Genomic DNA, 20471 nt, shown 5'->3' on the forward strand with positions numbered 1-20471 from the left:
TAAAAGCTTTATTTTCACCCGATAAAATACCCATAAAACAAGAGGAAGCTCAAATGAGCTTCCTCTTGTGAAAAATTGTGGGACAGCAATGACCCGAAGGTGGCTTTTTTAACTCTTATTCTTTCATGAAATGTGCAGAGATTTAGGCTTCAAGCTGACCATAGTCTTGCATCAAGCCAATAAACTGTTGTTCATTGATCACTGGAATACCAAGTTTTTCTGCTTTATCCAGTTTTGAGCCAGCTTTTTCACCCGCAACCACACATTTGGTTTTGCTGGATACACTGCCACTGACTCGTGCACCTAAGGCTTGCAATAACTGGGTTGCATCATCTCGTCCCATACTGCTTAAAGTCCCGGTGACCACCCAGCTTTCGCCGTTTAACGGCTGACGAGTCGGTGCGATCGGTGCATCCCAGTGAATACCGGCAGCCAGTAAACGATCCAGAACTTCCAGATTATGCGGTGCCTGAAAGAAATCCAGAATCCATTCCGCAGTGATATCACCTACATCCGGAGTTTTCTTTAAAGCCTCCAGATCAGCCTGACGCAAGGCATCCAGCGTCTGGAAAGTATTGGCCAGCATCCGCGCCGTAGTTTCACCCACCCCACGAATACCGAGTGCATAGATAAAAGCAGCCAGTGTGGTTTTTTTACTGTTTTCAATGGCATCCAAAAGATTCTGAACCGATTTGGCGCCCATCTTTTCAATACCGAGCAAAGTCTCACGATGTTCATGCAGATGGTAAATATCTGAGACATCGTTAAGTAGATTCAGATGCAGCAACGATTCTGCCCAACGGTCACCCAAGCCTTCAATATCCATGGCTTTACGTGAGACAAAGTGACGAATGGCTTCAATACGCTGCGCGGCACAATATAGTCCGCCCGAACAGCGTGCCAAGGCTTCGCCTTCCGGCATGACCACGGGTGAATCACAGACTGGACATTGTTCAGGTAAATGCACTTCAACTGCATCAACCGGGCGAAATTCCGGCCAGACTTTTTCCACCTTAGGAATTACATCGCCACTACGATAAACACTGACGGTATCACCAATACGTACATCCAGACGGTGAATTTCGCCAATATTATGCAGCGTCACATTGGAAACTGTTACTCCACCGACAGCAACTGGATTTAAACGCGCAACCGGCGTCAATGTTCCAGTACGACCCACTTGCCAATTAATATTTTCTACTGTGGTCAGTGCTGCAACTGCCGGAAATTTATAGGCGGTGGCCCAACGCGGTTCACGGCTCAGGAAACCAAGCTGTTGTTGCTGTTTCAGGTCATTGACCTTGATCACCATACCATCGATTTCGACACTGAGACTGGCACGCTCATCAATGATCTGTTCGTAGACCTTTTGCACGTCCTGAATACTGTCACAGATAAAGTGACGCTCGCCAACCGCAAAACCGAACTGATGTAACCATTCCAGACTGGCGGACATAGTGGTTTGTCCATGATGCGGCACGCACTGAGCAATCCCATAAGCATAAAAAGCCAATGGCCGCGAGGCAGCAATATTCGGGTCCAGCTGACGCAAACTTCCTGCCGCAGCATTACGCGGATTAGCAAAGGTCTTTTCACCTTTGGCGGCATTGGCAGCATTCAATTTTTCAAAACCGGATTTCGGCATCAACACTTCGCCGCGGACTTCCAACAAATCGGGAATGATGCCATTCACCGGAGATAAAAGTTTCGGCAGGTTGCGAATGGTTCTGACATTCTGGGTGATGTCTTCACCGGTTTCCCCATCGCCGCGTGTCACCCCACGCGTCAATACGCCATGCTCATACCAGAGTGAAATGGCCAGACCATCAAATTTCAGTTCCACATCATATTCAATTTTTTGATTTGGCAAACGTTCTTCAATACGGCGGGCAAAAGCCAGCAGATCTTCCTGATTAAAGACATTGCCTAATGACAGCATCGGCACGGCGTGTGTTACGGTCACAAATTTTGAAAGCGCCTGTCCACCCACTTTATCGGTTGGGCTATCGGACTGGATCAGGTCAGGATATTGTTGTTCTAAGGCTTTGAGCTGATGAAAGAGCTGATCATATTCACTGTCTTCAATGCTCGGTTGATCCATCACATAATAAGCATGGTTATGCTTGGCAAGCAGTTGAATCAGTTGACGCATTTGCGCAATGACAGTAGCATCTTGGGTCATAATTTCACCATAAAAAAGGGCGGAAAATCCGCCCTGTAGAATATTCAGCTTTTGGCTATTATAAAAATTGCAGTCTACAGATTCAACTTGGAGATTGAACAAAGCAGCCTTAAACTACCGTACCTTGTCCAGCACGATAATCAATGGCCTGATGGCGCCAGAATTCACGTAATTGTGGAGTAAATTCCTGCTGGTTCTGGTCATAGACCAGACCATCCACTTCACGGGCAATCAGACGTGAAATACTGTCCATGGTATCAAACGCATTTTGTACATCGCTATGCGGTAAAGCCAGGAAGAATGCCAGACCTTTCACTTCCTGAGTTGATAGGGTTTCCAGATCAAAGCCTTCCATTCCAGTATCGGTCATTTGCAATACCGAGAACAGCAGTTTTGAACCGTCTTCACTATAACGGTGGAAACAGGCCAATTCGCCATAACGCAGGCCATATTTTAGTAAAACTTTCAGGGTTTTATCACCTGAAAGTACACGGCCTTGCGGATAGATATGCAAAGAAATAATGGTTTCAGCATTGGACAAAGCACTTTCTTCATCCACTATTTTTTGCTCATGCAGATGTGCATCCAGAATACTACTTTCATCATTAAATTCAGAAATTTCTGCTTTTTCGATGTTGCTGTTCAGGCTGAATTCAGGCATTTCTTCCTTGGTTTCAATCTGGCTATTCTTCTGTTCCGCTTCTACCTGTTGAACATCTGCTGCCGTGACTACCGACTTTTCCACTACTTCAGCTTCTGTTGACGGGGCAGCTACAGGAGTTTCGACTGCTTTTGGCTCAACCGGAGTTGATTCAGCCTTGCGAAAGGCGGAAGGCTTTTCAGGAGCCGGTTCATCTATACCCAAGCTTGGCTCGATACGATCAGATTCGACATCCTGTTGTGCCAACTGAGAACGTACATGCCTTGGAATGATCGGGGTCTGGCTATCCGGGTCGATATGCAGGTTGGCATCCAGTGAAGGTACAGCCTCTACAGGTTTTTTGAACAGCATTCTTATACCAAACAGCATAATCACAATTGCGATAACAATCCCGATAATGGTGGTGATTTCCATATTATACCTCCGCAGCTAGGCCGTATTCTTTTGCCTGTTCCAAATTAACTGTCACTAATTTTGATGTTCCCGGTTCAGGCATGGTTACACCTAAAAGATCAGTCGCCATCATCATTGCAAGTTTGTTATGGGTAATATAAATAAATTGCACGTGTTCAGAAAGCTCTTTGACTAAATTACAAAAGCGTCCCACATTGGCATCATCCAGCGGTGCATCGACTTCATCTAGTACGCAAAATGGTGCCGGATTTAAGCGAAAAATCGCGAATACCAATGCTAATGCAGTTAAAGCCTTTTCTCCACCCGAGAGTAAGGCCAATGAGCTGTTTCGTTTACCCGGTGGTCGGGCCATCAGTTTTACCCCCGATTGCCAGCCATCTTCAAGGCTTAAACTCGCCTCACCGCCTTCAAACACTTTCGGGAACAGGTTTTGCAGTTCAGCATTGACCTGATCAAACGTGTGCATAAACAGTTTACGGGTTTCCTGGTCAATACTTTTCATCGCAGCCTGTAGCTGTTCAACCGTATTTTCCAGATCCTGCATCTGGTGACTCAGTTCCTCATAACGTTTTGACACTTCTTCATATTCTTCGGAAGCCGCCAGATTGACTGCACCGAGTTTATCAAACTGGGCCTGAGCTTTTTCCAGCTTCGCCTGATGAGCTTTGATATCAATATCTAGCCCGGAAATTACTTCACTATTCAATTCTTTCAGTTGTTCAGAATAATGCTGCAAATCAGATTTGGCTGCCTGCCAGGCCAGACGTTTTTCTTCCAGTGTAGTACGGAGTTTTTCATCCTGCTGCTGAAAACTGTGACGCTGTTCGGTCAGCTGCTGCTGTTTGTTCTGCACCTGATTTAATTCAATCTGCCAGTCAGCCCAAGTCTTTTGCAGCTTTTCAGTGATCTGCGCCTGTTCATTGAACTGGCTCTGTAAAGCAGGTAATTCCAGCTGTACCGGATCGACAAACTTTTTGGCTTGTTCGATTTGTGCAGTAATTTGCTGAGACTGTTCTTTTAGGAAAACCTGATCTTTTTCCAGTAATTCAATCTGCTGCTGGCTTTGCACATTTTGCCGGCGCAACACTTCCAGTTCCTGCTGCGCTTGCTGATTGAGCTGCTGTGAGTCATCCAGCTGAGCACTCAATTCTTCTAGCTGGAATTGCAGGGTTTTATAATTTGGTAGCGCCTGTTCCAGTTTGATATTCAAGGCATGCAGATCAATTTCCAGATCATCTTTCTGCATGGCATCTTCTTCAAGCTGCTCATCCAGTTGTTGTAACTGATGCTGTAATTGCTGCTTTTGCAATGCGAAAGCCTGAGCACTACTTTGTACTTTGGCAATATTGACATCGAGTTGCTGCAGCTGCTTTTGGGTATGCTTGTGCTGCTCACTGATGCTTTGAATCCGGCTTTGCAAAGCTTTAACCTGATCGGTGAGTTCAGGTAACTGCTGCTCCAACTGCATAAACTTAGGTTCAAGTTCTGCAAGTTGCTGCTCGATTTCATCCAGACGGATTCGATGACTCAATGCACCTTGTCCGGCCTGACTAGCTTCATCATAGTCCAGTGCAATCATCCAATCCGCACCAACATGGTAGCCATCTAAACTCAGTAATGTCTGGCCTTGTAATAACTCAGTTTGAAGAGGCAATGCTTGCGCTAATGTATCTACGACCGCGACTTGTTGCCACAGTGAATAATGTGGAGATTCAATCCAATCGGCCAGACACATCGTATTGGCAATCTGAATTTTATTCTGAACAGCCTGTTGCTTTAACTGACGCGCACAATCTTCAAGGAAGTGCTCGCCCTCTGTCAAAATCTGGGCAGATAGCCATTTTGCCAGAAACTTTTCGATCAGGCTGGCATGTACCTTGCCTGCATCATTGAGCTTAAGTACATGCATCAGCTGTACCGCATCACTCTTGGCATTTGGCTTGGCTTTGGTCAGTAATTGACTCAGGTTTTTCTTTTCTGAATGAAGCACCTGAATTTCAGATTTGAGCTGCATCAAGCGCTGCTGATGGGTCGCCTGCTCTGCCTGAATCTGCTCGAATTGAGTTTTTAAATCTGTTAATTGAATTTCATAGTCAGCGATTTGCTGTTCAGCTTGGGCTTTGTCTGCCTGATACTGCTCCAGCTCATCTTGCTCCGCCTGTTGCTGAATCTGTGCACTTTGCTGTTGGAGCGTCTGTTTCTGCTGTTCAATCCGCTCAATATTCTTTGCCAGTTGCTCGCTTTGAGCCAACATCTGTAATTTACGCTGTTGCTGCTGTTCGACCTGGGTTTTGATCTGTGCGAATTGCGCTGCCACATTGCTATGTTGAGCTTTGAGCTCAGTCAAGTTTTGGCTTTGCGCCTGACTCTGACCATCTTGCTGCTGCAACTGCGCCTGCTGATCTTCAAATTGCTGCTGTAAAGTATCGAGTTGCAGTTCAATCAACTGTAAACGCTCTTTAGTTTGGGCTTTTTGCTGTTCCAGTTTGACCAGACTGGTGGAATTTTGCTCTAGCAGAGACTGCTTTTGTTGCAGGGTCATTTCCAGTTCAGCCAGTTTTTTCTCGGCCTGTTGCCATTCACTTTGCAAAGGGGTGGATTGCTGAATCAGACGCTGAAACAGTTCACTTGTACTGCCTAAATCATGTTCAACGGTGGTCAGTTCGGAGCGCACCAGCTTAAAGTTTTCCCCGAGCGTATTCATCTCAAGGGTATATTCTTCCTGTAAACGCTGGCTTTGCTCACATTGAAAAGACAGAATTTCAATCTTGATGGTACGGATCTGCCCTTCCAGTTCTTTATATTGAATCGCACTTTCCGACTGACGTTTCAGGGTTTTTAGCTGAGATTTCAGTTCAGAGGCGATATCTTCCAGACGCGACAGGTTTTGTGTGGTGTGATCCAGATGTAGCATGGTTTCACGGCGACGTGCCTGATAGCGCGATACCCCAGCCGCTTCTTCAATATAGACCCGCATTTCATCGGGCTTGGCATCGACCAGACGGTTGATCATGCCCTGCTCGATAATCGCATAGGAACGCGGACCAAGACCAGTACCCAGGAAAATATCGGTAATATCACGACGACGGCATTTGCTGCCATTCAGAAAATATTCAGACTTGCCATCGCGGTTGACCTGACGGCGTACTGCCAGTTCATTATAGGCATTATAAGCACCGCCCAGCTTGCCATAGGTATTGTCAAAGCGCAGTTCTACACTGGCCATGCCCACCGGTTTACGCTTGGCAGTTCCGGTAAAGATGACGTCCTGCATGCTGCCACCACGCAACTGGCGTGCACTGGACTCGCCCATGACCCAGCGTATGGCATCAATGACGTTGGATTTACCACAACCATTCGGTCCCACGACCGCAGTACGATTATCTTTAAAATGTAAAGTGGTACTGTCGGCAAAAGATTTAAAGCCTGAAAGTTTTAAACTGCTTAAACGCATAATGTCCTGATTTAACGTCGTGAGCGTCTGGCCCACGCGAGTTCAATTTGTTTCATCCGTGTCAGAGATTCCAACACAAGGTTGCGCAAGTGTCGACAAAAATCTTCCATAAATAAAGTGGCCTGATGGCTTTTTCGTATAAAAATTGCTTCAGTGACCAGTTTAAATAAGTCAAAAGATTCCTGTAACTCGCGTCTGGAAATATTCAGGGTCAGAAAATAGCTCCGACGTAAAGAAGGCAGCAGTTCCTGATAGTAGCGCATCAGATAAGGATTCCCGACCATCTCATGCTGCTGGGCCATGCCCTGAAAGATCAGATCATAAAACTTTTCAGTGTGTCCTTGGCGGGTTTCTGCTTCTAATTGCTCTAATAATAGCTGAATGCGCTCAGCTTCATGCACCCGCCAGGTTTCCGCCATACGATGCACCATCTGCCCGAGCAATAACGAGGTCATGTCAAATAAGGCACGCACCTGCAAGGCCGACATTTCCGAGACAATCGCCCCACGGCGCGGGAAAATTTCAATCAGCTGGGTGCGTTCCAGCAAAAGCAGGGCTTCACGAACCGAACCCCGACTGACATCAAGCTCCGAGGCAATCCTGAGCTCCTGTATACGTTCGCCTTCGACCAGTTCACCGCGAATAATCTGTTCGCTAATGTGCTTGGCAATCTGCTCAGACAAACTCTGCGCTTGTTCTAATGGCATACCGTTCCTGTCTTTATTTTTATGGATACTGGTTTAGCCCTTCATTTGGGCTATGTTGCTATTAAACGGGTTTTTATCCATAAATACTTTGACATTGTCAGACAATCTTATGTCTATATAGCCAACTTAGGCCCATAAAAAAGGAGAATAGTGAGCTATTCTCCTTATACGGTACATCAGTCCAACCGAAAAGGTTTAAATCAGGCCATAAACCCTTGATAAATAAAATACAGGCCGACGGTGGTCAGTAGTGCAGCAAAACATTTTTTTAATACGGCCGGTGAAAGCAGATGTGCCACTTTTGCGCCCAGCTTGGCAGTGAAAAAACTCATCATGCTGATCCCAATAAAGGCATAAATATGAATATAGCCAATGGTATTTGGCACAGTGACCTGCGCCTGTTTACCAAACCAGATAAACCCGAGCGCACCTGCGACTGCAATCGGCAATCCACAAGCCGCAGAGGTCGCTACTGCTTTTTGCATTACGATCCCGCAGCGATTCAGAAACGGAACGGTCAGACTTCCCCCACCAATCCCAAAGATGGCCGATGCCACACCGATCCCGCCACCTGCAGCAATTTGTACCGGGGTTGAAGGCAATTTTTGATTCGGATCAATCTGAATATGCGCCCCCCTGAACATCCTAAATGCCACCCAGACCGCAAAGAAGCCAATCAGTAACTGTAAACCCTGACCAGATAAATAGTCGGCAATCCCCGCACCCAAGAAAGAACCAATGATCAGACCTGGCGCCAGATTACGAAATACGGGCCATAGCACTGCCCCTCGTTGATGATGCGCCATAACCGAGCTGATAGAAGTCACAATAATTGTTGCCAAGGAAGTGCCCACCGCCATATGCATAATCACGTTGGGATCGTACTGGAGCTGGGTAAAAACAATGTAGAGGATGGGCACAATAATCAAACCACCGCCGACCCCAAACAGGCCTGCTGTGAATCCGGCAATTGCACCAATCAATAAATATATGATTAACTCCATAACGATATTTACCACGTTTAGATTCAAATGGATGTAGAAACTCGTGAACTGCAACAACGATTAAGCGATGCAGGCCAACTCCCGGAAGTATTACTCATCAAACCGATTACTACATCGACCAATGATGATGTGCGCGAATTGGCAACGAAGGGGGTACAGCAGGTTCTGGTATGCAGTCATGTGCAGACCCAAGGCCGTGGACAGCGTCAACGTCAGTGGATTTCACCTGAAGGGAACATCTATTTAAGCACATTGCTGCATACACAAAAACCCATCGATGGTCGTCTGGCGCTAGAAATTGCGTTAAATATCCTGCAAATGCCCAGTCTAAAAGGCCTGGAATTACAGGTGAAATGGCCGAATGACCTGTATAGCCTGCACGGAAAATGGGGCGGCATTCTGGTCGAGCCGATTTCATCTACACAGGTGGTGGTCGGTGTAGGTTTAAATATCGATCCTCTGCCCACTGACCTTCCAGATCAGCAGGTTAGCTCCTTGAACGAGTTGGGATTATCACATACCTCAAGAGTCGAGCTGATTGCCCAGTTATATCTGGCGATTCAGCAAGCCGGGCAATGGTTTAATTATGGCAGTCAAAACCTGGCGGCGCGTTTCAATCGATCGGCTGCATTTATGCAACAAACGGTTGAATTTACTGACGTGCAAGGGCAATATTCCGGTACTTTTCTCGGGATTCAGGATGATGGTGCAGTCAAGATTTTGACCGATCAGGGAATCCAGACCTTTTATCAGGGACAGCTCCGCCTTAAACATGGTGGATGAACAGGCATACAGCAATGAAAAAATTATGGTTGGATATCGGCAATACCCGGCTTAAATACTGGATTACCGAGCATGATCAGATTATTGAACAGGCAGCAGAATTACATTTACAGTCTCCTGCTGATTTGTTACTTGGCCTGATCCAGCATTTCAAAGCGCTGGGCTTGCATCAGGTGGGATTATCTTCTGTCCAAGATAAAATCAATAATGAGCGTATTCTCAGCATTTTAGAAAGTCTACATATTCCAGTGATTTTTGCTCAGGTACAAGCAGAATATGCCGGTCTGATCTGTGGCTATGATGAATCTTCGCAACTGGGGATTGACCGCTGGTTACAGGTACTTGCAGTGGCGACGCAAGCGCATGAAAATTATTGTGTGATTAGTTGCGGTACGGCGCTGACCATTGATCTGGCGCAAGGACAACAACATTTGGGTGGTTTTATTCTGCCAAATCTGTACTTGCAACGTGATTCACTGATTCAGAATACCAAAGGCATTAAAATCCCGGATGCCGCTTTTTCTGAACTCAATCCTGGACGCAACACCATCGATGCTGTTCATCATGGCATCCTACTGGGTCTGCTCAGCACGATTGAGAAAGTACTACATGATTTTCCAGCACAGTTGGTTTTAACCGGTGGAGATGCCCCGCTATTTGCGCAGCATCTCGCTCAGTATCAGCCCCGGATTGAACCTGATCTCTTGCTTAAAGGCCTGCAGCATTTTGCAGCTCATTTGCCAGACACTGTCTGATAATGTCCAGCAACTGAGGGAAATCGGCAAAGCCATCAGCCTTGTTAAAATGCCCGGCTTTTTTGATCTCAAAAATTTGTGCATTCAAGCTATGTGCTAAACGCAAGGAAATCGGTGCAGGCACATAGGGATCATTACTGGAGATCAGCATCACCGCACGTTTATAGCTATACGGCAAGTTTTTCAGATCGAGTCGCACAGCCTGCAGTATTTTATTCAGTTCTGACCAGGCCACCAGCGGTGTATCAAAGGCCGAGACCAGAATGATGCCGCCGATCTTGTGTTGCTGCTGAATATAATGTTCCTGTAAAAAGTTTAAAACACTGACGCAACTCAGGCCATGTGCAACTAAAAAGGTATGTTCATCCATCTGCGGAATGTGCAGTTTCAGATTCTGCTGCCACTCTTCTAAATCAGGCTGAAAAGGGTTGGCCAGCATAATCCGTTTAGACTCAAAACCGGCATTTTTAAGCTGGCGACTGAACCAAGGGTACCAGTGATCATTGGAGGTCGCCTGATAATCCGGCACGATATAGACTTTCTTTATTATATTTTTCATAGTGATTTACTTATTATCATTGAACGCAAATTGCGTCGACAAAAAATAAGTTTTAACCAGTCTGGAGATGGAATTCAAGTGCCTTTTTGAACACCATCTCATGTTAAATTTTAAAATTTAGCGAATACAATAACATGCCTAAATTTAAGATTTAATCAGATAAGGTTCGATTACTTTCCAGAGTTCTGGCAAATCAGTACAGCCTTGAGAATCAATAAAATGTCCGTGATGCTTGGCATTCACCACAATGGCATCCAGACTGTCCGCCTGTTCCAGACTAAATTCTGGTGCAACCCGGTCATCGCCTTCAGAATAGATCACTACACGTTCTGCAATCTGCTGTTTGAGTAAATCAAAATCGATATCAGCGGCATCAATAAAAGGGTTTACTTCATCCAGACGACCTAACCGGCCATTAAATCCCGCGATCAATACCAGTTGCTGAATTTTCTGCTGTTTTAATTCTCTGGATAAGTAATGCAATGCGGCCACAGTTCCCAAGCTATGTGCAATAAAGATACTGTCCTCGTCAATTGCATCAATCTGTTCACGCATTTGCTGATCCCAGGTGTCCAGTGTCGGTGTGGTCGATGGATCGAGCCGAAGTACTTTTAAACTGACGTTTTCCTGTTGGGCTTTTTCCTGAATCCACGGATACCAGTTTTCTTCCGGGCTCGCAGTATAACCATGTACGACAATCACTTGGGTCATTTGAAATTTCTCTTTATTTTGTGCTCATGCTCCTGAGTCTGCCTGATCGGATTTTTATTTTGGGTAAGTAAATGTTGTTTTGTTTAAACCAGTTTGACCATTTATTCCCAATAAAAAAGGCGCATATTGCGCCTTTTTTTTAAACACAACTTATTTCTTGTCGTTGCCGCCGAACAATGGACCCATACCACCGCCGCCGCCAAACTGTTTCTGCAAGCCGCCGAGTGACTTCATCATTTTTGCCATACCGGATGGATTGGCAAATTTTTTCATCATCTTGGCCATTTGGGCATGTTGCTTGATCAGCTTGTTGACTTCTGCCACTTCCATACCACAACCTGCTGCGATACGTTTTTTACGGCTTGGGTTCATCAAGTCCGGGTTACGGCGCTCTTTGATAGTCATCGACTGGATAATCGCTTCCATTTTCTTGACCTGCTTTTCAGGATTGGCTTGCGCCAACGCATCTTGCAGACCGGCATTGCTCATGCCAGGAAGTTTGTCCAGGAAGCCCATCATGCCGCCCATCTTGTTCATCTGCTCAAACTGCATCAGCATGTCTTCAAAGTTGAAGCTGCCGCCTTTTTGCAGTTTTTTCGCCATTTTTTCGGCTTTTTCTTTGTCGACCTTGCGTTCAAGTTCTTCGACCAAAGAAAGTACATCACCCATACCGAGAATACGCTGTGCAACACGCTCAGGATGGAATGGCTCCAAGGCATCGAGTTTCTCACCCATACCCAAGAATTTGATTGGCTTGCCGGTAATCGCGCGTACTGAAAGCGCTGCACCACCGCGCGCATCACCATCAGTTTTGGTCAGGATCACACCAGTTAAAGGCAAGGCATCGTTGAATGCTTTGGCGGTGTTTGCCGCATCCTGACCGGTCATGGCATCGACCACGAACAGGGTTTCAGTCGGGTTAATCGCTGCATGCAGCTCTTTGATTTCACCCATCATGTCATCATCGATATGCAAACGACCTGCCGTATCGACAATCAGCACATCGGCAAACTGGATTTTTGCCTGTTCAATCGCGCGATTCACAATCGTAATCGGTTTTTCGTCTGCGCTGGATTCCAGAAAAATCGCACCGACTTCACCCGCGACAGTCTGTAGCTGTTTGATCGCAGCCGGACGATAAACGTCGGCAGAGACCATCGCGACTTTTTTCTTTTGACGTTCTTGTAAGAAGCGTGCAAGTTTTGCTGCAGTTGTTGTTTTACCCGCACCCTGCAGGCCTGCCAGCAGGACAACTACAGGTGGTTTTGCAGCGAGGTCTAGGCTTTCATTGGCCTCGCCCATCATTTTGGTCAATTCGTCATGAACGATTTTGACAAAAGCCTGCCCAGGAGATAACTGAGTCATCACTTCCTGGCCCAATGCTTCTTCCTTAACTTTCGCGATGAATTCACGAGTTACAGGTAACGCAACATCGGCCTCAAGAAGCGCCATACGCACTTCACGTAACGTATCTTTAATATTGTCTTCGGTTAGCTGCCCTGAGCCAGTAACATTTCTTAAACTCTGCGTGAGTCGTTCTGTTAAGGTATCAAACATTGCAAAATCCGCTTAAAATAGCCATGAGCAAAAAATTGTTTCTTAAAATAGAAAATTTATGCATAGAATGCTATAGGATACTGTAGTTCGCAGCGAATTTATATAAATGAATATTCATCACCCTTAAAAAGGTTTGACATGGTTAGCCTCCCCTTGGTTTATACGATCTTAGCATTAGTCGCTTATACCGCTTCTTTCTGGTATCTGTTCATTCATTTAATGTCTAAACGTACTCCGAATCAATGGTTTGTCTCGCTAACCGCCCTGCTTGGACTGGGCTTGCATGCGCTGGTCTTGTATGGTGATATGCACACCCCGCTGGGCATCAATTATGATGTCTTTGCCCTGTTTTCCTTTACTTCCGGTCTAATGCTATTACTCAGCATTATTTACAGTACTTATCGTCCAATTATCGCCCTGAATCTGATCGGGATTCCGGTGGCTGCGACCGGATTAATTCTCGGCTTTGTATTTACGCAGCCTGCAAAAATCATCGCACAAAATTCTTTGGGACTGGATATTCATATCATCCTGTCTTTGTCTGCTTATGCAGTATTGCTCATGGCGACTATTCAGGCCGTGATCTTGCGGCTTCAGGATCGTGAGCTGAAAAAGAAGCAGAAACGCCGGGTCTGGGTCAGTTTGCTACCCTCTTATCAGGACATGGAATCCCTGCTGTTTGATATGCTGATGACCGGTTTTGTTTTACTTACGCTCGCATTGGGCTTTGGCTTTTTTACCATCGACAATTTCTTTGCTCAGCATCTGGCACATAAAACGGCGTTCAGTATTATTTCCTGGCTGGTTTACGGTTCCCTATTAATCGGACACTGGAAGTTTGGCTGGCGTGGCCAGAAAGCTGTGCGCTTTACCCTGCTCGGTTTTGGCTTGCTGGCACTGGGTTTTATTGGTTCTAAATTTGTGCTGGAAATGATTCTAGGGCGATAATTCTGAGCCTTGAAATATTCAATTCATTGTTCAATAAAGTTCAATAACCAGACTCTAGCTTGAATATTCTTTAAACGGTGATACGCCCCGCACGCACCGACAATGGCCAGCGAATCACTCTAGGCAATTCTGGATCTTCCCATTCTGGCAATAAGGCATCTGCCAGTACATTTAGTGGATTATGTCCGAGTGCTTTAGTGGCAGCTTTCACGGCTGACCAGGTACTCATATAACCAATTAACTGATAAAAGTTCCATTCAACCTGTAATACCGGTGGCTGAATCACCATTTCCTGAAATGGAAATGGTAAATTTTTATATCCTTCATCTACATGGCGACGTTCAGGCGGCCAGTACGATGCAAGCGTCACCTGATAAAAATGCTTAAAGTAATGATTCAGATGTGGCTCATCCACACTGAACACGCCATAGCTAATTAAAGCCAGAATGGCTTTAGGTTTCGCAATGCGTCGAACTTCTGCATAAAACTTTTCCAGATCGAGCCAATGCGCTGCTTGAGCCACCGAAATCAGATCAACACTCTGGTCAGCACACGGGATCTTTTCAGCGAGTGCCTGACCATACTGAATTTTTGGATGCGGTTTGGCTTGGGCAAGCTGTTCAGCACTCGCATCAATAGCAAGCACCTGATCAAAGTAATTCGCCAAAACTTCTGAAAGCTGTCCAGAACCACAGCCGACATCTACAGCCAATTTAGTACCTGGTGACAGCTCTGCCAATAGCTTTCCCAATGCATCCCGATAATGCGGACGAAACAAGGCATAGTCCTGTGACTGTTGGGAGAAATGATCTTTAAATTTCCTATTTTCCATATATGCTTTCCAGACCAGTTTTATTTCAGTCTAAATAGCCAGTCAGGGAATGCAGTTGGAATTTGGTTTCAGTCACTTCCTGTTTTTAAAATGCAGAATTCATCCAATGAATAGAATCATGTTCTTGACTTAGTCATTCAAGCTATTCTGCTTGATCTGATACTCTGCCTTGAAGGCTTTGTAGCTCAGCCGGTCTGCGGAGACTTCCGTTAAAGGATTGACTTCCTGCATGGAGGACAAGCAGCGCTCTGTCAGCTGAATATATTCCTGCGTTCCCTTGCTTTTCCAGGCGATTTCTTTAGCTTCCAAAGGACGGATAACCCGCGCTGGACTACCGAGCACCAATGAATTTTCCGGGATCTGAGCTTTGGCTTTAACCGTGCTATTGGCACCGATAATGGTATTTTCACCAATCTCGGCTTCATCCAGAATCACGCTGTTCATGCCGACCAATACATTTTTACGAATGATACAGCCATGTAAAATCGCGCCGTGTCCGATATGACCATATTCTTCGACCAGCGTGACATTGCCGGGAAAGCCATGAATGGTACAGGAATCCTGAACATTGGCATTTTTCTGGATGTGAATCCCGCCAAAGTCAGCTCTTAAAGTAGCGAAAGGCCCGATATATACGCCCTCTTCAATCACTACATCCCCGATCAGAACGGCTTGCGGATGTACATAAGCGCGAGCGCTGACCACAGGAATCACACCATCGATGGCATAACACGGCATTATTTTATTCCTTTAAAAATGCAGAATTAGATTAGCTGACGGCTTCTAATCGCAAACCGCCAAAACGTTTATAAAATTGTGGATGTACCGGCGGCATCGAACCTTCCGAAGTCCGCGCGATTTCCATAAAGAACTCATCACCTGTCGCAACCACGGTTTGATATAAATTACTGCTCAGATTACGGGCATTCAGGGAAAGCCAGTTGGAGGGCAATAACTCAAAAGGCAGATTTGGATCTTTTAATAAAATCCGGCGAAATTGATGAATCAGCAAAATACGTAACTGAAAAGCCTGAACCGGATCCAGTTCATCTTCCTGTTCTACCAGATGAAAGAATTCCCGGAAATCTGCAATGAATTTTTCATAGCGCTGATGCAGTTCCTGCACCGGCCAGTTGGTAGCAACCATGCGTTTTACAGTTGGATAGGATTCCTGCCAGAGCTGCAAAGTTTCTGCCTTAAACACCACGACTTGGTCAGTCATTTTCAAGTTCAGCAGCAGGTTTTGCAGTTTCTGATGATCACAGCCCGGATAGGCCATGACATTGGTGGCGATATTGGCAAAGCCCAGCCATTCCAGTTCTTTTTTCAGAACCAGTTTATTTTCCAGTTCCACCGAACTGAGCAGCACCAGATCCCATTTCTGATCCCATTCCTGATGGCTAAAACTATAAATTTTTTGATCCGCCATAATAAAACGCTGGCGGCTGCTTTCAGTGACGCGGTAATAGCTGGTGCGACCAATTTTTTCAGACATCAGCCAGCCATTTTGAACCAGACGGAATACGGCAGTCCGTACCGATCGTTCATTAAATCCGAAGACATCCATGAGCTGAATCAGGCTGGCCAGACTGATGATGCCACCGCGGTGAAAAATACAGTCACCGAAGATGGTCATGATTAATGAGGTTCCGCTGAGTGCTTCAGTTTGAATAAAGTCATCAATTATTTGTTTTAATTTCGGATTCATTGCGTTTAACTTTACCTTATAGAAACTGGATGATAGACCATTTGGCTATCATCCAATAGTACTTCATGCAGACTTGCGGATATCAAACACGCGCTGTGCCTTGCCTTCAGAGCGTGGCAGACTCCCTTCAGGTAACACTTCGACACTCACGGTGATTCCGACCATGGTTTTAATCTGGCTTTTCAGCTGAGTTGCCAACTGGTGCGCCATAATGTCACTGCTATCTTTACGCATTTCGGTACGGATATGCAATGTATCCAGATGTCCCTGTTTGCAAATCTGGATCTGATAGTTCGGAATCAGTTGCTGGATCTGTAAAATCTGCTCTTCAATCTGTGATGGGAAGACATTGACCCCACGAATAATCATCATGTCATCACTACGGCCGACAATCTTGTCCATACGGCGCATGGTGCGTGCCGTGCCTGGCAATAAACGGGTCAGGTCACGGGTACGGTAACGGATTACCGGCATGCCTTCTTTAGTAATGGTGGTAAAGACCAGTTCACCCAGTTCGCCATCTGGCAGCACTTCGCCAGTTTCCGGATGGATAATTTCAGGATAGAAATGATCTTCCCAGATGGTTGGGCCATCTTTAGATTCCAGACATTCCATCGCCACGCCCGGTCCCATGACTTCTGACAGACCATAAATATCTAGGGCATCAATGCCCAGACGCTCTTCAATTTCCTTGCGCATTTCATTGGTCCATGGCTCTGCACCAAAGACGCCGGTTTTAATCGAACAGTTTTTGGCTGTGCCAAATTTCTTCTCAAGCGCTTCAATAATGTTCAGGCAGTAAGATGGCGTAACCATCAGTGCTGTTGGTTTAAAGTCATGAATCAGTTGCGCCTGTTTATCGGTTTGTCCGCCAGACATTGGGATCACCGTTGCACCCAAGCGTTCAACGCCATAATGTGCACCTAAACCACCCGTAAACAGACCATAACCATAAGACACCTGGATGATATCTTTACTGCTCAAGCCGGCTGCACGTAATGAACGCGCCACTACATCTGACCAGACATTAATATCATTTTGGGTATAACCCACCACGGTTGGCTGACCGGTGGTGCCAGAAGATGCATGCACACGTACAATCTGTTCCTGTGGCACAGCGAACATGCCAAACGGATAGTTATCACGTAAATCCTGTTTGGTGGTAAACGGGTATTTGGCCAGATCTTCCAGTGAGTTAAAATCGTCTGGATGCACGCCAGCATCATCGAATTTCTTTTTATAAACCGGGCTATTCTGATAAGCATGTTGCAACGTCTTTTTCATACGCTGTAGCTGAACACTGCGTAACTCATCAACCGATACTTTTTCAATTTTTTCCATTGCATTGTTATTCATATTCTTACTCCTGACGCAGTCTTCCTGACCACGGTTTAATTCATTGATTGAATGATGTGTTTAATCCATATTTTCTAAAACCAGTGCAACACCTTGACCAACACCGACACACATGGTGCACAGTGCATATTTGCCTTTACGGCGTTTCAGTTCATGCATGGCGGTAATCACCAGACGGGTGCCACTCATACCCAGCGGATGACCCAAAGCGATGGCACCGCCATTCGGGTTAATTCTGGAATCATCGTCTTGCAAGCCGAGTTCACGAATCACGGCCAGCGATTGCGCTGCAAATGCTTCATTCAGCTCAATCACGTCCATCTGCTCCAGACTCAGGCCAGTCTGTTTCAGCACTTTCTGTACCGCTGGAACCGGCCCCATACCCATATATTTAGCTTCGACACCGGCGCTGGCCATCCCGATCACTTTAGCTTTCGGGCTCAAACCATACTGCTCGGCAAACTGCTGATTCCCAAGTAATACGCAAGCCGCCCCGTCATTGACACCCGAAGCATTGCCAGCGGTGACTGAGCCGCCTTCTTTACGAAATGGGGTTTTTAAGGCGGCCAGATTATCCAGCGTCGTCTCTGCGCGCGGATGCTCATCTTGGGAAATGGTCAGAGTGCTTTTCTTCGGACCTTTGACCTCTACTGGCAGAATTTCTTCGGCAAAAATACCCTTCTGCTGGGCTACTGCGGTTTTCTGTTGGCTGTGATAGGCAAACAGGTCCTGGTCTGCACGGCTAATCTGATACTTTTCAGCGACGTTTTCGGCCGTTTCCGGCATGCTGTCAACGCCAAACTGTGCTTTAAATTTTGGGTTGATAAAACGCCAGCCAATGGTGGTGTCATAAATTTCAGGGGTACGGCTAAAGGCAGTCGTAGGTTTGGATTGCACGAAAGGCGCTCGGCTCATGGATTCTACGCCACCCGCCAAAACAAATTGTGCTTCACCCGATTTGATGGCACGTGCTCCCAGTCCAATGGCATCCAGACCTGAAGCACATAAGCGGTTCACGGTGAGCGCTGGAACAGATTCAGGCAACCCTGCGAGTAAAGCAGCCATACGCGCCACGTTGCGGTTATCTTCACCGGCCTGATTGGCACAGCCCAAGATCACTTCATCCAGTTCTGCCCATGGCAAGGCCGGATGCTGATCTTTCAGATATTGAATCGGTAGCGCTGCCAGGTCATCAGCACGAATGCTGCTCAGTCCACCGGCATAGCGTCCGATCGGGGTGCGAATTCCATCAAAAATATAAACCTGTTCCATGATTCTTCCTTTTAGCTAGCAACGTTTAATGGCTGCTGCTGAGTTTTCTGTGCATGTCCCTGCACCGCTTTCTTTGCTAAATATATACTAGTTCTATAGCGATCTTCACCATAAATACGATACATATTTTCTAAAATTTGTAAAATTGTGTAATATCCAATTCTATCTGCCCACTCAAATGGACCACAAGGATAATTAACGCCATATTTCATAGCAGAATCAATATCTTGTTCTGATGCAATATCATGCAATACTGCTTCACAGGCTTCATTCACCAACATGGCAATACTACGTATAACATAAAGACCGGGATGATCCTTAGACCAAATAGGTATCATATCCATACCTATGAGGAATAGCTCCACTGCCTGGCGCTGTTCAGCACTACACGCCGGTGATGCAACGACTGGAATTGCCTGGGCATTTGTCCAATCTGCATGCCAGTCCATCAACACTACAGGCTCATGCGGATAAGCCAGTTCAACCGACTCACCGAGCGATAATCGCAGGGAAAGATCACCAATCAGGATTTCATTCTGTTCTGCCGCCTGAAAAATGAGATCCACATGAGAGGCCTGTTTTAAACGTTCAATCAAGGCTAAGGAATGTCGCCATTCACCTTTTACCGTGACTTTGAGCTTATTCAGCGACTTGGCATAACACACTGGCAATTCATATACAGGCACAGACTTGGACTGCGTGTAATCATAAAAACCCTGACCGGACTTGCGGCCATAACAGCCGGCATCGACCAGCTCTTTTTGAATCAAGGATGGGCGGTAGCGTGGCTCATAGAAAAATTCCTGATAGACACTTTGCGTGACCGAGAAATTCACATCCTGCCCAATCAAGTCGGTGAGTTCGCACGGTCCCATGGCGAAATGGCCACATTCGCGCATGATGTAATCGAGCTGTTCCGGTGTGGTAGCATTTTCCTGCAAGGCACGAAAGGCCTCGGCATAATAAGGTCGTGCGACACGATTGACGATAAAACCGGGCGTCGATTTGGCCCGTACCGGAACCTTGTTCCAATCCTTCATCAGATCAAATACTGCATCGGCAATAGCTGCTGAGGTTTTCAGTCCGCGGATAATCTCGACCAGTTTCATCACCGGCGCCGGATTAAAGAAATGCAGCCCAATCACCCGTTCCGGATGTGGAATCGCCGAGGCAATTGCGGTAATGGAAATCGAGGAAGTATTGGACGCAAAAATCGTCTGTTCTGGGCAAATGGCAGCCAGCTGTTGAAACAGATTTTGCTTCACTTCTTTCTTTTCGACAATGGCTTCAATAATCAAGCCCGCATCGGCAAGCTGCTCAATATCCTCTGCCACAATCAGATTGGCGAAGGTAATTTCCAGTAATTGCTGGGTTATTTTGCCATTTTGTACGCGCTTGCTGAGCTGCGCCTCTAAAGCAGTCAAGGCACTCTGAACTTTGCCGCGATCGAGATCAAACACATAGGTCGGATGCCCGTGCATGGCTGCCAGTTGTGCAATGCCAATCCCCATGGTTCCAGCACCGACCACAGCAACTTTGACTTGTTCCAAATTGATCTGTTGCATGAT

Annotated in this window: 17 protein-coding genes; 3 read left to right on the forward strand and 14 right to left on the reverse strand. The window is 46.2% G+C overall.

Annotated features, from left to right (window positions below; all coding sequences use genetic code 11):
- Positions 1 to 142: 142 nt before the first annotated feature.
- The 5 genes from ligA to NI466_RS09675 form a co-directional block, all read right to left on the reverse strand.
- Positions 143 to 2182: an NAD-dependent DNA ligase LigA gene (gene ligA, locus NI466_RS09655; RefSeq protein ID WP_004279205.1), complete on the reverse strand. Its 2040-nt coding sequence runs from the start codon at positions 2180 to 2182 to the stop codon at positions 143 to 145.
- 109 nt (positions 2183 to 2291) lie between these two features.
- Positions 2292 to 3257 carry a cell division protein ZipA C-terminal FtsZ-binding domain-containing protein gene (locus NI466_RS09660; protein ID WP_004730656.1) on the reverse strand — a complete coding sequence of 322 codons (966 nt, stop codon included), beginning with the start codon at positions 3255 to 3257 and terminating at the stop codon, positions 2292 to 2294.
- 1 nt (position 3258) lies between these two features.
- On the reverse strand, positions 3259 to 6711 hold the full coding sequence (gene smc, locus NI466_RS09665) for a chromosome segregation protein SMC (protein WP_253173455.1): 3453 nt from the start codon (positions 6709 to 6711) through the stop codon (positions 3259 to 3261).
- An 11-nt stretch (positions 6712 to 6722) separates the two neighbouring features.
- Positions 6723 to 7418: a GntR family transcriptional regulator gene (locus NI466_RS09670; RefSeq protein WP_253173428.1), complete on the reverse strand. Its 696-nt coding sequence runs from the start codon at positions 7416 to 7418 to the stop codon at positions 6723 to 6725.
- A 200-nt stretch (positions 7419 to 7618) separates the two neighbouring features.
- The gene (locus NI466_RS09675) at positions 7619 to 8422 is read right to left on the reverse strand and encodes a sulfite exporter TauE/SafE family protein (RefSeq protein ID WP_253173429.1); all 804 of its coding nucleotides are present in this window, start codon (positions 8420 to 8422) and stop codon (positions 7619 to 7621) included.
- A gap of 27 nt (positions 8423 to 8449) precedes the next feature.
- Here NI466_RS09675 and NI466_RS09680 point away from each other — a divergent pair, with 27 nt between their 5' ends.
- Together NI466_RS09680 and NI466_RS09685 are read left to right on the forward strand one after the other, a co-directional pair.
- Positions 8450 to 9205 (forward strand): biotin--[acetyl-CoA-carboxylase] ligase, encoded by a 756-nt coding sequence (locus tag NI466_RS09680; RefSeq protein WP_004279200.1) that lies wholly within the window; start codon positions 8450 to 8452, stop codon positions 9203 to 9205.
- A 14-nt stretch (positions 9206 to 9219) separates the two neighbouring features.
- The gene (locus NI466_RS09685) at positions 9220 to 9960 is read left to right on the forward strand and encodes a type III pantothenate kinase (protein ID WP_253173430.1); all 741 of its coding nucleotides are present in this window, start codon (positions 9220 to 9222) and stop codon (positions 9958 to 9960) included.
- On the opposite strand, the gene NI466_RS09690 is transcribed toward NI466_RS09685, so the two are convergent.
- The 3 genes from NI466_RS09690 to ffh all read right to left on the reverse strand — a co-directional run bounded on the left by NI466_RS09690 (position 9914) and on the right by ffh (position 12787).
- Positions 9914 to 10519, reverse strand: a complete 606-nt coding sequence (locus NI466_RS09690; protein WP_253173431.1) for an RBBP9/YdeN family alpha/beta hydrolase — start codon at positions 10517 to 10519, stop codon at positions 9914 to 9916. The two genes, NI466_RS09685 and NI466_RS09690, sit on opposite strands and share 47 nt — an antisense overlap.
- A 144-nt stretch (positions 10520 to 10663) precedes the next feature.
- Positions 10664 to 11230 (reverse strand): RBBP9/YdeN family alpha/beta hydrolase, encoded by a 567-nt coding sequence (locus NI466_RS09695; protein WP_005262538.1) that lies wholly within the window; start codon positions 11228 to 11230, stop codon positions 10664 to 10666.
- A gap of 150 nt (positions 11231 to 11380) precedes the next feature.
- The gene (gene ffh, locus NI466_RS09700; protein WP_004279196.1) at positions 11381 to 12787 is read right to left on the reverse strand and encodes a signal recognition particle protein; all 1407 of its coding nucleotides are present in this window, start codon (positions 12785 to 12787) and stop codon (positions 11381 to 11383) included.
- A gap of 138 nt (positions 12788 to 12925) precedes the next feature.
- Here ffh and NI466_RS09705 point away from each other — a divergent pair, with 138 nt between their 5' ends.
- On the forward strand, positions 12926 to 13735 hold the full coding sequence (locus tag NI466_RS09705; protein ID WP_159516612.1) for a cytochrome C assembly family protein: 810 nt from the start codon (positions 12926 to 12928) through the stop codon (positions 13733 to 13735).
- Positions 13736 to 13805: 70 nt separating this feature from the next.
- On the opposite strand, the gene NI466_RS09710 is transcribed toward NI466_RS09705, so the two are convergent.
- The 6 genes from NI466_RS09710 to NI466_RS09735 all read right to left on the reverse strand — a co-directional run bounded on the left by NI466_RS09710 (position 13806) and on the right by NI466_RS09735 (position 20468).
- Complete coding sequence (locus NI466_RS09710) at positions 13806 to 14567, reverse strand: class I SAM-dependent methyltransferase (protein ID WP_253173432.1); 762 nt, start codon at positions 14565 to 14567, stop codon at positions 13806 to 13808.
- A 129-nt stretch (positions 14568 to 14696) separates the two neighbouring features.
- On the reverse strand, positions 14697 to 15305 hold the full coding sequence (locus NI466_RS09715; protein ID WP_121979660.1) for a DapH/DapD/GlmU-related protein: 609 nt from the start codon (positions 15303 to 15305) through the stop codon (positions 14697 to 14699).
- A 31-nt stretch (positions 15306 to 15336) separates the two neighbouring features.
- On the reverse strand, positions 15337 to 16275 hold the full coding sequence (gene paaX, locus NI466_RS09720) for a phenylacetic acid degradation operon negative regulatory protein PaaX (RefSeq protein ID WP_121979661.1): 939 nt from the start codon (positions 16273 to 16275) through the stop codon (positions 15337 to 15339).
- A 63-nt stretch (positions 16276 to 16338) separates the two neighbouring features.
- Positions 16339 to 17631, reverse strand: coding sequence for a phenylacetate--CoA ligase PaaK (gene paaK, locus NI466_RS09725; RefSeq protein WP_114541382.1), 1293 nt, complete (start codon positions 17629 to 17631; stop codon positions 16339 to 16341).
- A 60-nt stretch (positions 17632 to 17691) separates the two neighbouring features.
- Positions 17692 to 18903: a 3-oxoadipyl-CoA thiolase gene (gene pcaF / locus NI466_RS09730; protein ID WP_253173433.1), complete on the reverse strand. Its 1212-nt coding sequence runs from the start codon at positions 18901 to 18903 to the stop codon at positions 17692 to 17694.
- Between the two features lie 11 nt (positions 18904 to 18914).
- Positions 18915 to 20468, reverse strand: a complete 1554-nt coding sequence (locus NI466_RS09735; RefSeq protein ID WP_253173434.1) for a 3-hydroxyacyl-CoA dehydrogenase — start codon at positions 20466 to 20468, stop codon at positions 18915 to 18917.
- Positions 20469 to 20471 lie beyond the last annotated feature (3 nt).

This window comes from Acinetobacter lwoffii, assembly GCF_024129595.1.
GTDB lineage: Bacteria > Pseudomonadota > Gammaproteobacteria > Pseudomonadales > Moraxellaceae > Acinetobacter > Acinetobacter lwoffii_O.